General features: G+C 39.6%; 10 protein-coding genes and 1 pseudogene. 10 read left to right on the top strand and 1 reads right to left on the bottom strand.

Annotation, left to right across the window (positions count from 1 at the left end):
- The first annotated feature begins 83 nt into the window (after nt 1-83).
- The 8 genes from IGL07_RS12990 (at nt 84) to lrgB (ending at nt 6,886) form a co-directional block, all read left to right on the top strand.
- Nucleotides 84-482 carry an OsmC family protein gene (locus tag IGL07_RS12990; RefSeq protein WP_010817718.1) on the top strand — a complete coding sequence of 133 codons (399 nt, stop codon included), beginning with the start codon at nt 84-86 and terminating at the stop codon, nt 480-482.
- Nucleotides 483-843: 361 nt separating this feature from the next.
- Nucleotides 844-1,566, top strand: coding sequence for a methionine ABC transporter ATP-binding protein (locus IGL07_RS12985; protein WP_002354824.1), 723 nt, complete (start codon nt 844-846; stop codon nt 1,564-1,566).
- The gene (locus IGL07_RS12980) at nt 1,563-2,234 is read left to right on the top strand and encodes a methionine ABC transporter permease (protein WP_010817717.1); all 672 of its coding nucleotides are present in this window, start codon (nt 1,563-1,565) and stop codon (nt 2,232-2,234) included. The genes IGL07_RS12985 and IGL07_RS12980 overlap by 4 nt, the downstream gene beginning before the upstream one ends.
- 12 nt (nt 2,235-2,246) lie before the next feature.
- On the top strand, nt 2,247-3,065 hold the full coding sequence (locus IGL07_RS12975; protein WP_002354826.1) for a MetQ/NlpA family ABC transporter substrate-binding protein: 819 nt from the start codon (nt 2,247-2,249) through the stop codon (nt 3,063-3,065).
- Between the two features lie 91 nt (nt 3,066-3,156).
- Nucleotides 3,157-4,926, top strand: coding sequence for a sensor histidine kinase (locus IGL07_RS12970; protein ID WP_002360969.1), 1,770 nt, complete (start codon nt 3,157-3,159; stop codon nt 4,924-4,926).
- Nucleotides 4,907-5,635, top strand: coding sequence for a LytR/AlgR family response regulator transcription factor (locus IGL07_RS12965; protein ID WP_002365412.1), 729 nt, complete (start codon nt 4,907-4,909; stop codon nt 5,633-5,635). The genes IGL07_RS12970 and IGL07_RS12965 overlap by 20 nt, the downstream gene beginning before the upstream one ends.
- Nucleotides 5,636-5,786: 151 nt before the next feature.
- Nucleotides 5,787-6,206: an antiholin-like murein hydrolase modulator LrgA gene (gene lrgA, locus IGL07_RS12960; protein WP_002354829.1), complete on the top strand. Its 420-nt coding sequence runs from the start codon at nt 5,787-5,789 to the stop codon at nt 6,204-6,206.
- Complete coding sequence (gene lrgB, locus IGL07_RS12955) at nt 6,203-6,886, top strand: antiholin-like protein LrgB (RefSeq protein WP_002354830.1); 684 nt, start codon at nt 6,203-6,205, stop codon at nt 6,884-6,886. Before lrgA ends, lrgB begins: the two co-directional genes overlap by 4 nt.
- 196 nt (nt 6,887-7,082) lie before the next feature.
- On the opposite strand, the gene IGL07_RS12950 is transcribed toward lrgB, so the two are convergent.
- Nucleotides 7,083-7,628 carry a cysteine hydrolase family protein gene (locus tag IGL07_RS12950; RefSeq protein WP_002375480.1) on the bottom strand — a complete coding sequence of 182 codons (546 nt, stop codon included), beginning with the start codon at nt 7,626-7,628 and terminating at the stop codon, nt 7,083-7,085.
- 165 nt (nt 7,629-7,793) lie between these two features.
- On the opposite strand from IGL07_RS12950, the gene IGL07_RS12945 reads away from it, so the two are divergent.
- Both IGL07_RS12945 and IGL07_RS12940 read left to right on the top strand, forming a co-directional pair.
- Nucleotides 7,794-8,807: an alpha/beta hydrolase gene (locus tag IGL07_RS12945; RefSeq protein ID WP_010817716.1), complete on the top strand. Its 1,014-nt coding sequence runs from the start codon at nt 7,794-7,796 to the stop codon at nt 8,805-8,807.
- Between the two features lie 1,335 nt (nt 8,808-10,142).
- A pseudogene (locus tag IGL07_RS12940) lies at nt 10,143-14,030 on the top strand (hypothetical protein); the annotation flags it as partial.
- Nucleotides 14,031-14,035 lie beyond the last annotated feature (5 nt).

The following is a 14,035-nucleotide window of genomic DNA, read 5'->3' as shown; positions in this document are numbered from 1 at the left end:
ACTTGCTAAGTTGAGAAGTTAGAAATGTTTGTTTTAGCGCTGTTTTGTAGTATCTTTCTAAGAAAGAGTAAAAAGGAGTGAAGATGGCAATGGTAGAACGTTTGACGATTATTCGTGGTGTGGAAAAATTTGAATTACAAACGAAAACAGCGCACTGGGTGTTAGCAAAAGAAGAGGGATATTCGCCAGTTAAAATGCTCGTTTCGGCAATTGGCGCTTGTGGGGGATACGTGTATCAATCCGTTTTGGAAAATTCGCACATTCCCTTTGAGTTTGAAAAAATAGAAGTCACGTATTCAAGAGAAGTAGAGAGACGCGCACAACCATTAAAACAGGTGACGATTCTCTTTTATGTGACTGTTCCAGAAGCCTTTCAAGAACGGGCGACACGGTGTTTGAAGCTTGTCTCCCCAAACTGTCCAGTGATTCAATCATTGGCTGAAAGAATTACTGTCGAAGAAACAGTTGTCTTTAAAAAGTAAACTATTAGAGACATTATCGTTACGAGCGCTTTTCCCTTTTTGGATGCCTCGTTTCTGAGAATGTCTTTTTTTAGAGGAGCGTGGGGAAATAGCTGTAGAAACAGGAAATTTTTAATTCATTTGTACAAAATAATACAGACAAAAAACAGATAGTGTTTTTTTCACAAATAAAAAGGTTGCTTTTTTTTCTGTTTTAGTAGATGATGTAAGTAGTTACATCTCTGATATAACGCTATTTTTCGAAACGTGTGTTATTTTTTAATTCGTAATAGTTTTTTTAAATCGTTTCACAGAATTACTTTAATTGTTATACAGTTTTTTTAGTTGTTATAGTTTGTTTGTCGGCCTTTAGGAGGTAATCATGATTGAGTTAGTGAATGTGTCGAAAGTCTATCAAGAGACACACGCGTTAAAAAATATTCACTTTTCTGTCCAACCAGGAGAAATCGTTGGGATTGTTGGGAAAAGTGGCTCTGGCAAGTCCACGTTGTTACGTTTGTTGAATTTAATGGAACAACCGAGTGAAGGGGAGATTCGTATTGATGGTAGAAATGTTCAAACCTTCTCTAAAAAAGAAGTTCGCCAGCAGCAACAACAAATGGGGATGGTGTTTCAGCATTACAATTTGTTAGAAAATTTGAAAATTTATGATAATGTTGCGTTGCCTTTGAAACTTTTAAAAGAGAAACAGCCTGAAAAAATTGAGCGTTTATTAACGTTTGTTGATATGGCCCATAAGGCAGAAGCGTATCCTGCTCAGCTTTCTGGTGGGGAAAAACAGCGTGTCTCTATTGCTCGAGCGTTGAGCCGTAATCCAAAATGGTTATTATGTGACGAGGCAACGAGTTCATTAGATGAAGAAAATACAGAAAGTGTCGTTCGACTATTACATAAGACGCATCAGGAATTCCGGCCGACTATTTTCTTTGTCAGTCACGAATTAGAAACCGTGAAGCGCTTATGTAATCGTATCTTAGTGATGGAAAAAGGTCAGCTAATTGGCGAATTTCTGAATAATCCTCAGCAATATGAGGAAGAACCGCTTTCCTATTTAGAAAAAGTGGAAAGGAGTTTGCGCCCATGACTTTTTCAGAAACCTTTGCCGAATATTGGCCATCTATGCTGGTCGGTTTAAAAGAAACAGGGATTATGATGTCGATTTCGATGGCTATCTGTTTGCTTGTTGGCTTGCCTTTAGGCTTAGGACTATTTTTGGCTAATCCGAAAGTCAAAGGGTATCAACCTTGGCTATACTGGGTTTTAAATTTCATTGTAACTGTTATTCGTTCGTTTCCTTATTTATTATTTGTGATTGCGTTGATTCCAGTCACTCGTTCTGTTTTAGGAAAGGCGTTTGGCCCAATTCCTTCATCTGTGCCATTGAGTATTGTTGCGATCGCGATTTTTGCTCGCTTGGTTGAACAAGTGCTGTTGGATGTTCCAGAAGAAATTTATTTTTTAGCTAATTCGTTAGGTACCTCGAAAGTCCAATACATTTGGCACTTTTTATTGGTGGAAGCGCGTAGCGGATTAGTCCTTGCTTACACAACCACGACAGTGAGTATGGTTTCATATTCCACGGTGATGGGTGTTGTTGGTGGCGGCGGGATTGGCGATTTTGCAGTTCGTGTCGGGTATCAACGGTATGAATACGGTATTATGTATGTTGCCATTGTGATTATGATTGCACTGGTCTTCATTTTACAAATGCTTGGGAACTTCATTGCCCAAAAACTAGACAAAAGAAAGTAGGAGGACAAAAGAATGAAGAAGTTTTATTTAGCAACATTCGCTGTTATTGCAACAGTTATTTTAGCTGCCTGTGGGGGAAATAAACAAGCAGACCAGAAAGAAGACAAGGAGATTACCGTTGCCGTGCAATTGGAATCTTCAAAAGATATCTTGGAGATTGCCAAGAAAGAAGCTGAGAAAAAAGGGTACAAAATTAACATTATGGAAGTGAGCGACAATGTTGCCTACAACGATGCCGTGCAACATGACGAAGCGGATGCTAATTTTGCGCAACATCAACCCTTCATGGAAATGTTTAACAAAGAGAAAAAAGCTGATTTAGTGGCTGTTCAACCGATTTATTATTTTGCTGGTGGTTTCTATTCAAAAGAATACCAAGATGCGAAAGATTTACCTGAAAATGCCAAAGTGGGGATTCCTAGCGATCCAACCAATGAAGGTCGTGCTTTAGCAATTTTAAATGCAAACGGCGTGATTAAATTAAAAGAAGGTGTCGGCTTTAATGGCACGGTGGCAGATGTCGTGGAAAATCCTAAAAACATCACTTTTGAAAGCATTGATTTACTGAATTTAGCTAAAGCCTATGATGAAAAAGACATCGCTATGGTGTTCTGCTACCCAGCCTACTTAGAACCTGCTGGTTTAACAACGAAAGATGCGATCTTGTTAGAAGATGAAGAAGCAAGTAAACATTACGCATTACAAGTTGTGACACGTAAAGGCGAAAAAGATAGCGAAAAGATCAAGGTTTTAAAAGAAGCGATGACAACAAAAGAAGTTGCTGAATACATCAAGAAAAATTCTAAAGGCGCCAATATTCCTGCGTTTTAATGAATAGAAAAAATGAAGCCTCTTTTTTGAGAAGCTTCATTTTTTTCTTTTCTTTGATTTATAGTATAGTTAATAGGAAGGAGGTGCCGGTGTGGTCGAATTATTTATTTTAATGATGGAACGGGTGGGCTTAATTATTTTACTGGCCTTTCTTTTAGTGAATGTGCCTTATTTTAAGCGTGTTTTATTAAGTCGTGAAAAAATGTCTTCAAAAGTTCAGTTGATTTTGATTTTTGGTTTATTTGCTATTATTTCTAATTTTACAGGTATCGAAATCGCTAAGAATCAGATTGTCCCCAATAATTTACTAACCTATTTAAGCAGCAATGCTTCCATTGCGAATACGCGTACGTTAGTAATTGGCGTTTCTGGATTAGTGGGTGGTCCGATTGTCGGCAGTACGGTTGGTTTAATTGCTGGTTTTCATCGGGTTATTCAAGGCGGGGGGCATAGTTTCTTTTATGTGCCTGCTTCTTTAATTGTTGGCTTAATTGCCGGTTTTTTAGGGAGCCGCATGGCAAAGCAAACCGTTTTTCCGTCTGCCGGCTTTTCTGCCATTGTCGGAGCGTGCATGGAAATGATTCAGATGATTTTTATTTTCTTTTTCAGCGGTGATCTAGCGGATGGAGCCACGTTGGTTCGTTTTATTGCGCTGCCGATGATTTTGTTAAATAGCGTAGGAACGTTTATTTTTATGTCGATTCTAACGACGACATTGAAACAAGAAGAGCAGGCCAAAGCGGTTCAGACGCACGATGTTTTGGAATTAGCAGCGGAAACACTGCCTTATTTTCGAGAAGGACTCAATAAAAATTCCAGCAAAAAAGTTGCGGAGATTATTAAGCATTATACAAAAGTCAGTGCGATTAGCATGACAAACAGTCATCAAATTTTAGCTCATGTTGGTGCAGGAAGCGATCATCATATTCCAGAGCTAGAAGTCATTACAGAGCTTTCTCGGGAAGTGTTACGGACGGGCCGAATGACCATCGCGCATGCCAAAGAAGAAGTCGGTTGTTCGGACCCTAATTGTCCGTTGCAAGCGGCGATTGTGATTCCATTATTTTCCCATCAGCAAATTGTTGGCACCTTAAAAATGTACTTTACGGATCCAGCGCAGTTAACGCATGTCGAGGAACAGTTAGCAGAAGGTCTTGGGACAATTTTTTCTTCACAAATTGAATTAGGGGAAGCGGAAGTACAATCAAAATTACTTAAAGAAGCTGAAATTAAATCCTTGCAAGCGCAAGTGAACCCGCATTTCTTCTTTAATGCCATCAATACTATTTCCGCATTAATGCGGAAAGACAGTGAAAAAGCGCGGAAACTATTGCTCCAATTAAGCAAATACTTTCGAGGCAACTTGCAGGGAGCCGTGCAAACTACGATCCCAGTTTCACAAGAACTAGAACAAGTAAAAGCCTATTTGTCATTAGAACAAGCACGGTTTCCGAATCGTTATCAAGTAACATTTGACGTAGAAGAAGCGGTTGCTTCAGAAAAAGTACCGCCGTATGCGATTCAGGTGTTAGTGGAAAATACCATCAAGCATGCATTTGGCAGCCGGAAGGAGAACAATCAAGTCCGGGTAGTGGTCAAAGCAAAACAACACAAATTACATGTGGATGTGTATGACAATGGGCAAGGGATTCCTGAAGAACGCCGCTTGCTATTAGGAAAGACAACAGTGACTTCGGAAAAAGGCACCGGCACGGCACTGGAAAACTTGTCCCGCAGAATGGCGAACCTTTATGGATCAGAAGGTTGTTTTTTAATTGAAAATTTAGAAACAGGCGGGAGCCATGTTCATTTAGAAATCCCGATGGAACAGGAGGAATTAGATGCACGTATTAATCGTTGATGATGAGCCCTTAGCACGAGAAGAATTGAGCTATCTTGTTTCCCAACATCCGCAAGTGACGAGCGTTGCAGAAGCGGATTCTGTGGCGGAGGCAATGGAAGAGATGATGGATCAAAAGCCAGATTTGTTATTTTTAGATATTCATTTGACCGATGAAAGCGGGTTTGATTTAGCGGAAAAATTAACCCATCTTAAAAAAGCGCCCTACTTGGTCTTTGCAACCGCCTATGATCAATATGCGTTAAAGGCCTTTCAAGTGAATGCAAAAGATTATATTTTGAAACCTTTTGAAGAAGAAAAAATAACACAAGTCATTGAAAAAGCATCGAAAGAAATGGGCCAAGCTGTCCCAGAAAACACTGCCGAAAAAGGACCAAAATCTGAAGCAATACCTATTCAAGGGGAAGACCGCATTTATCTTGTGGCGCCAGAAGATATTTACCTCGTTTCTGTCGAAGAACGGCAACTGAGCATTTTTGTGGATCAACAAGTTTATAAGATGACAGGAACCCTCAACAGTATTGAACAAAAATTACCTGCCGCGCTCTTTATTAAAACGCACCGAAGTTTCATCTTGAATCGAACAAAAATTCAAGAAATCCAGCCGTGGTTTAATAACACGTTGCAAGTGATTTTAACCAACGGCTCAAAAGTACCTGTTAGCCGTTCATACGTCAAAGAATTTAAAGAAAAACTTGGCTTAAGTTAAAAAATCACCACTTGAAATGTCGAATGCATTTCAAGTGGTGATTTTTGCATTTGGTGAAGAAATTCTGGCATTTCATGAAAAAAAGCCCTTAAAAAAACGTTTTCTTTGTATACTTAACCCATAGAAAACAGACAAAAGGGAGCGAAGAAGAATGGAAAAGAAAGTATATTCATTTTTACAACAAGCAGCAGTTTTTGCCATTATTATGTTAATCGCCAACGGCTTGGCGTTCATTTCCCCAATACCAATGCCTGCTTCAGTAATTGGCATGGTGTTATTGTTCATTGGTTTATGTACAAAAGTTGTTAAATTGGAGCAAGTGGAAGGGCTAGGTAATAGCTTATCAACGGTTATTACATTTTTATTTGTTCCTTCAGGGATTTCCTTAGTTAATTCTTTAGGGATTATGCAACAATTTGGCGTTCAAATTGTTTTTGTTATTTTAGTAGCGACACTAGCGTTACTAGCAACAACTGGTTGGACGGGCGCCTTTTTATTGCATATGAAAGATGCTCGAAAAGAAAAAGAACCCGCAGCAACGAAGAAAGCGAAAGGAGAGGTTCGCGCATGAATCCGTATGTTGGCATTATTATTTCATTAGCTGTATTTGGCATAGGTACTTGGTTGTTTAAAAAAAGTAAAGGTTTCTTCTTATTTACACCATTATTCGTTGCGATGATTTTAGGCGTTGTCGTTTTAAAAGTAACAGGAATTAGTTACGAGCAATACAATGAAGGTGGCAAATATATCAGCTTCTTTCTAGAGCCTGCGACAGTAGCGTTTGCGATTCCTTTATATAAAAAGAGAGACGTGTTGAAAAAATATTGGTTAGAAATTTTAACGGCGTTAACAATTGGTTCTTTTGGTTCGCTAGTGGCTGTTTATTTTGCAGGAAAAGTGATTGGCATGGATAATCATTTAGTGGCCTCAATCTTACCACAAGCAGCTACAACAGCGATTGCCGTACCTATTTCTCAAACTGTTGGCGGCATTGCTTCCATTACGGCGTTTACTGTAATCTTCAATGGTGTACTAACCTATGCCTTGGGCCGAATTGCATTGAAATGGTTTAAAATTAACAATCCAATTGCCAAAGGTTTAGCTTTAGGTGCGGCCGGACATGCCCTAGGTGTGGCAGTAGGCATGGAAATGGGCGAAACAGAGGCTGCTATGGCTAGTATTTCTGTCGTAGTGGTTGGCGTAGTTACTGTTTTAGTAGTTCCTTTCTTTGCAACGGTCATTGGTCTATAAAAAAGTGGGCTTCCTCACTCTTTTATGAGTAGCTAATTTCTATCAGCTAGCAGTCTCTGCTTATTCTGTTCCCGCCGTTTATCAATTTTTAAGCCTGGGACAAAAATCCAAAGTGATTTTTGTCCCAGGCTCTTTTGTGTTGTTTACACGATTTTTTGAGTATAGATAGGGCGTATGGAAGGATTGACCAGTCTTTTTATAGAATGGTTGCTCCTAAAGTTTGTTTAAAGTGGCGTAACGCCCATTCGTGTCCTTGTTCATCAAAACTAGCAACGGCGCGTTCAGGAATCATTAATTGATAGCCTAAATTATAGGCATCAACAGCCGTATGCAACACGCAAATATCTGTACAAACACCAGTTAAACAAAGCTCTGTAATTCCTCGTTCTCGTAACCGAATGTCCAAATCCGTGCCACTAAAAGCAGAATAGTGCCGTTTGTCCAGCCAATAAACGGTTGCCTCATTTTTGTGAGCTTGATAAAAATCAGCTAGCGAGCCAAACAGATTACGCCCGTCAGTTCCTAAGACATTGTGGGGCGGGAAAAGTTTATTTTCAGGATGATAGTGATCTAGGGGGTCATGCCCATCAATGGCAAAAACCACAAAATCGCCATTGTCAAAATAGTGCTTTGTTTGTTGAACAAGGGCCGTTTCAATGGCTTGTCCAGCGGCACCAGTGGTTAGTTTTCCGTCTGTGGCGACAAAATCATTCGTATAATCAATGGAAATCAGAGCTTTCATTTGGCAACCTCCTAAAGGTTAAAGTCATTTTGTTCATTTTACAGCTTTTAAGAGGGCATTTCAAATGATAAAAGTACATCAAATTCTAAAAAAGCTGTTTCAAAATAAACGCTTTGGCTAAAAAACATGCTATAATTTTGCTACAAATTAAAGCAGGTGAATAGAGTGAAAAGAAAAATTGTACGTTTTATCCTTTGGTTGTTAGGAATCCTTGTGGTTATTTGCTTAGGCGTGTTTCTCGCCTTTCAATTATCTCCTAAGCCAGGCGCTTGGGTCATCAACCAGTTATTCGCAGGCGAAGTTGAAATAAAAGATTCAGCTTCCTATGATAAAGCATTGCCCAATGTTCAATTGCAAGAAAATCAAACATACCCTTCTTCAAGAAAAAAGAATACCTTTGATTTGTATTATCCCCAAACGTCAAAACAAGCGGTACCAGTCGTTTTATGGGTCCATGGTGGTGGCTATGTGGGAGGAGATAAGTCTGGGATGAAAGAGTTTGCGACACGTTTAGTGGCTGATTCCTCAGTTGCCTTTATTTCAATGAATTATGAATTAGCACCAGATGCACCTTATCCAAGCCAGCTCCAGCAGGTCAATGAACTTGTTCAATTTTTGTTAGAAAAGAAACAAGCGTATCCCATGTTAGATTTATCTAAGCTTTTTATTGGCGGGGACAGTGCGGGTGCACAGATTGCTCTACAATATGCAACAGTTCAAACCAATGCCAACTATGCCAAAGAACTAGGGATGACTGCAGTGTTGCCGGCTAGCCATTTAAAAGGTACACTCTCGTATTGTGGTCCGGTGGATTTGAAACAAATGGCCAACCAACAAAGTGATAATCGTTTTATGAAATTTTTCGTTAAAACAGTGGCTTGGTCCTTGCTCGGCACTAAAGACTGGCAGACGAGCGCGGAACTGCAAGAAGTGAGTTTAGTGGATAAAGTCACCAAAGAATTTCCCCCGACGTATCTAACAGACGGCAATAGTTTTTCATTCCAAGATCAAGGACTAGCCTTGGTTCAGCGGTTAAAAACTTTAAATGTTCCAGTTTCGGCTCTCTTTTTCAAAGATAAGAAAGCAACAATCACCCACGAATATCAATTCGACTATCAAACAAAAGAAGCTAAACAATGTTACCAAGAAACAGTCCAGTTTGTGAATACGTATAAATAAACAGAGGCCTTAGAAATATTTCTAAGGCCTCTGTTTATTTATTTTTGTCATTTTTTTAGCTGAGAAATATGTATAAATTAAACAAAAATGTTTATTTAATGATGTTTACATGAGAAAAAATCCGTGCTATACTACGAACTCGTTTGTTAATTTTAATGTTAAAAACAACGTTTTTGTTATTTTTGTGAAAAAATTAACATTTTTATCTTACAAAAACAGCAAAAAATTCGTTTAGTCAACAAAAAGAAAATTAAAAAATAAATTTTTTTTTTGAAATTAAGAAAATATCTTTAAAAAAATCAGAAGAAAACTTCGTATACTTGAGCCATAGGTTGGTTGTGGAAAGTTTACTTCGAGGGAGGAGTGATGAAGTTAATGAAAAAGAAAATCGCTGTTTTATTGGCAACTTGTTTACTTGTACAACCATTTTTATCTGTTTCAGCGTGGGCGATTGAAGGGGAGCAACAAACAGAACGTACGCAGACACAGCCAAAAAAAGCAGAAACCAGTACAAGTGAAGCAACAAAAGAAAGCAGCGCACATTCTATAGAACAGTCATCAATGACGGAATCTAGTGCTATCACAGAAAAAGTAACCACCTCTTCCACAGAAACAAAACCAAGCGAAGAGCAGAAGCAAATCACGTTGACATTTGAAACAACGGATCAAGCTTTGTTTCTAAATGATGCCAAAAGTTATCAAGTGGTAAAAGAAAAAAATCAGCCACTTCGGACAGAAGAATTACCAAAATGGGCGAATAGTGAGGAAAATACGACTTTCGTTGGCTGGTCTTACCAAGGAAAAACATATACAAATGAAGAACTTCTTCAATTAGAGTTTTCAGAAGATACACAACTTACGGCTGTCTTTAAACAGAAACGGACACGCATGGCCAGAGCTATCTCAGTTGATCAGTCCATTGCGGACACAATTGCTCCTGCAGATAAAACAAAAGTGATTGTTGTGCCAAGTCCAGCAGGAGATGGAGCAGCGTACAAAGAATATGCATCGACAGAGGCTGGCTTGAAAGAAGCCTTGTTTGATTTGTATCAACAGGGAAACAATGGCGATTTCACTCTTTATATAGGAAACAATATTACGACGAGTGCGGCGACCACCGCTAAAGTGATTCCTGACACCGTTACGGCAAGTAATATGACCTTTTACGCCTTGCAAGGCAAGGTCAATCATTTAGTGATTACTGGAAACAGCGCGGATCCGATTAGTATGGATACAACTTTACCTACAGGTTCCAAAACATTGGCACTAGGAATTGTTCACTTCGGTACAGATATTACTTTAAGAAATATTTCTTACACAGGATCACAAATGTATTTAAACGGTCATAGTTTGTCCTTGAATGGTGGTTCTATCGGGAATGGTTTCTCTGTGTTTGGCGGAACGGATTCAGGCGATGTTACAGGAAATCCTGTGATTACAGTAAATAGCACAGGTTCAGGTACGTGGTATTTTTATGGCGGAAATAATAATGGTGGAACTTTAAAAGGAAACCCAACGTTGCTCATTAATAACACGGTCTCTGGAATCAATACGCTATCAGGCGGTGCAAATCTAGGTACAGTCGATGGGAATGTAACCGTTTCTGTTAAACGAATCAATGGTGCTCTTTCTAATTATTATGGTGCAGGAATTGGTACAGCAGCAAACCCAATTTCTGTGACCGGGAGTGTTTCCAATGAGTTAGACATTGCAGCGGAAGCAAATAGTTCTTTTAGGATGTCCACTTACTATGGTGGCGCACTTTATGGAAACATTAATGGTACCATTAAAAATTCATTATCTGGATATGGCGGTTGGAGTTCAAGAGGGCCTTATGTTGGTGGTTCAGGTCGTGGGAATATTGGAACAAATCGTGGAACAAATGCAATTTCCACAACCCTCGATGCAAGTAATTATACAACCTATGGACCAAGTATTATTGGAGCCAATCGTTATAACGGAACAATAACAGGAAATATTGAAAATACGGTTATTGGTGGAACAACCGCTGCTCAAGGCGGTATAGGTAATTTTGATGGTGGTAGTGGAACGGAAGCTGATCGATTATCAAAAGCAGCACTAGGGGCTTCCAATGAAGGTACCTATGATGCTTATACATCAGAGCAACGGGCAAAATTAGCTTTTGATAGTGCAACTTATAAAATTTTAGGAAATATTCACTCACATCTTGTTAAAGGTTCATTTGGTAATGCGGATCTATGGCGAACAACCGCAGCTGGTGTAGGTGGTTACGTAGAAGGTAAGGCGACTATAGAAGTTGGAACACAAACAGGCGATGGCACAGCTGGCGGCGATGGCTTGGTTTATAAAGGAAGTCGTCCAACTGACACGAATTATTCTTCTAGTAGAAATAATTTAGCGAATGCGAAAGATTTTGATATTGCTGGCGGTGGTCTTGTCATTGGCCGAGATGCTTGGACTATCTACATTCGCGGTGAGTCAAATACAGTAATTAATAATGCTGTAGCTCGACGAACATACGGTGGTTTATTTTCTGGCGTTGTTGAAGGGAACACCTCTAATACATTGAATGGAGGTATTGTCGATACCTTAGAAGGAAGTGGTTATGAAGGCGGTCGAGTTTATGGAAATGCCCAAGCAACTGTCAGGAATGGTCAAGTTGACTGGTTCTTATCTGGTGGTGGCTGGAATGATAAAAAAATTGTCGGGAATGTTGGAGTAACCGTTTATGATGGTGTCATTAATGCCTCAATGGGAGCATCTTATGGTGCTTCAAGTGATCATACTGTTACTGGAAATTCTAATAATATTGTTTACGGTGGCGACTTTTCTGGTACTCCTCGTGAAGGAACGAATGGTTTTTCTGGCGGAATAACAAATGTTGGTTCTTTGTTAGGAAACGCAAATTTGACCATTGATTTAAGAAACTACAATCGCGAGTTTAAATTGCCTTCGGGAACGTCTATTTCAGGAGGTGTTCCTTATAACGGAACAACTAATTTAGGAACAGATGATTCTAATACAATCACGCTAAATATCTATACAAAACCAGGTTCAGATGTTTTGAATGGTGCAGCTATATACGGAGATGGCGCGCGGACGTCCTCATATACAAAAAGTGGCAAAATTATTATGAATATTCAAGCAACAGGTTCAAGTATTGGTAACTTATATGCAACAAATTATGGTAATGCCCCTACGACAGGGCTGTTACGTGATGTCGAGATAAATTTACAAGGTGCCAAAACAATCAATGGCTTATCTGGTGGAAATGCAACAGATAGTTTCACCAATACCATTGTTTCTAAAAATGCTCAGAAGGTTGTCATTAACATTGGCGAGAACGTTGATGGACTTGATAACTATCAAACAGAACCACTAAATGCGACAGGCTTAGGCGTTGTCAACTTTACGGAATTAAATGTCACCAATGGCATTAAATTAATGGCTAATGGTGGGAACATCAAAAATGGCGTTTCTGCTACTGCCGCGAATCATAGTACGACTTACAATGAATTCGGATCAATTCATCTATCTAAAAACGCTGGAATTGGGATCACCAACACGGCCAATTTAATTTCAGCTAGCAAACTAACGGTTCAGGATCATGCAACATTAGAAACAATTCCTGGTACAGGTAAAGTAAACATTGCGGATTTTGAAGCTGTCGATCCAACAAAAGATGAACTTTTATGGATTAAACCAACGACAGATACAACTGCTTTGGTGGATAGCACAGGGACTTGGTTTGGAAATGTCAAAGCCTATCAGGTCTTGACGATTAATCCAACGGTCAATAATGCTACAAAACTTACGCCAACAACGTTTCATGGGATTGAAAAAGCGACTGGAAAAACATTTATTGGCGATAACGATGTGACCAAGGGCGCCAATGGTTATGGGATAGCAATTCCTGGCTCCATCATCGATTACGAAGTGGAAACGCCTGGAATTGTGGCAGGTGCAGGTACTATTTCTCATGATGTAAAAGAGGTCAAAGCCGGCAATGCACCGTTAACCTTACAAGCGTGGGGCACCGAAGTAGCTGGACAAAAAGTTCAAAAAGGACGTTTGATGATTCCGACCTCAAGTACTTTAACACCAACCCTAAGCTTCCTTCCTGACGAAGTAACAGGTTCTTGGTTGCACCAAGGAACGGTTAAATCTAGTGAAGTTGGGAGCACGATAGAGCAAATTCCGGAGCAAAAAGATACCACCCCGCTTTCATGGAAAGCGACGAATACGAATTACAGTTATCAGGTGAAAGTTCAATTTTCAAATAAAGTGGAACTTTCAGGGCAATCGGTGATTGTCACAGAGGACGAGGCAGCACAGCTAACAACTGTTGATAAAGTAGTGGAAATGCTCGGCGCAAAAGGTCGACCGTTTTTCAAGACCTCATTAAAAGAGACGGATTTACCACAAATTCAAGCGCCGTTAGCAGAAAAAACTGTATCGCGGACACATGATATTCAATTAGAAGCAGGGACGTCAGGGGATAATTTGCAAAACAAAACGGTTCATTTAGTTGTTGTGAAAAATGAAAGTGTGCTTGCCAAAGATCGTTCGTTTGCCTTGTATGCGACAAGTGCGCATTTGAAATTAAAAGAAGCAAATGGCTTAACGAATTCAGACGAGTTGGCACAATGGACACAAGCAACGGTGATTTTCGCAGATGGTCGGGCCAATCAAACACCAAGTCTTGATGCCGCAACCTTCCAAGCCATTCAACAAGCGAAACCAGAAGAATTAGCCAAAACGGTGCCAGCCAATTATCAATTTACAGAAGCTGGTGAAACGTTAAATAAAAAAGTCAATGTGTCTATTTCAGGTGAGTTAACGTTAGAAAAAGTACCTAAAACAATTGATTTTGGCAAACAAAAAATTTCTGCCAAGCCAGAAGTTTACTGGCCAACTCTTTCAGATGATTTAGTCGTTCAAGACACACGCGGGACAGAAAGTACGCCTTGGAAACTGAATGTTCAGGTAACGAATCCCTTAACGAACGGCACAGATCAATTGGAAGATTTGTCGTTGGTTACAGACAAAGGAGAATTTTTACTCAATAAAGGAGATACGGTTGTTACAGAAAATGAAGGCTCCGGTTCAGGTAGTTATACAATTAACCAAGGTTGGGGTGCGGCAAACCAACGGGGACTTAAACTATCTGTGCCAGTCGAGAAACAAAAAGTCGGCGAATTTAAAGGGACATTGTCATGGTCATTAGTCATGGCACCATAATAAGG

This window comes from Enterococcus sp. DIV1368f (assembly GCF_051712245.1).
GTDB classification, from domain to species: Bacteria; Bacillota; Bacilli; order Lactobacillales; family Enterococcaceae; genus Enterococcus; species Enterococcus faecalis.
Note: the sequence above shows the minus strand (reverse complement) of the source record. Positions and strands in the feature narration are given on the sequence as shown.

Bases quoted from the DNA above. Each gene is read 5' to 3' on its own strand.
- lrgB (WP_002354830.1), top strand. From the start codon at position 6,203: ATGAATCCGTATGTTGGCATTATTATTTCATTAGCTGTATTTGGCATA.
- IGL07_RS12980 (WP_010817717.1), top strand. From the start codon at position 1,563: ATGACTTTTTCAGAAACCTTTGCCGAATATTGGCCATCTATGCTGGTC.
- IGL07_RS12990 (WP_010817718.1), top strand. From the start codon at position 84: ATGGCAATGGTAGAACGTTTGACGATTATTCGTGGTGTGGAAAAATTT.
- IGL07_RS12965 (WP_002365412.1), top strand. From the start codon at position 4,907: ATGCACGTATTAATCGTTGATGATGAGCCCTTAGCACGAGAAGAATTG.
- IGL07_RS12975 (WP_002354826.1), top strand. From the start codon at position 2,247: ATGAAGAAGTTTTATTTAGCAACATTCGCTGTTATTGCAACAGTTATT.
- lrgA (WP_002354829.1), top strand. From the start codon at position 5,787: ATGGAAAAGAAAGTATATTCATTTTTACAACAAGCAGCAGTTTTTGCC.
- IGL07_RS12985 (WP_002354824.1), top strand. From the start codon at position 844: ATGATTGAGTTAGTGAATGTGTCGAAAGTCTATCAAGAGACACACGCG.
- IGL07_RS12950 (WP_002375480.1), bottom strand. From the start codon at position 7,628: ATGAAAGCTCTGATTTCCATTGATTATACGAATGATTTTGTCGCCACA.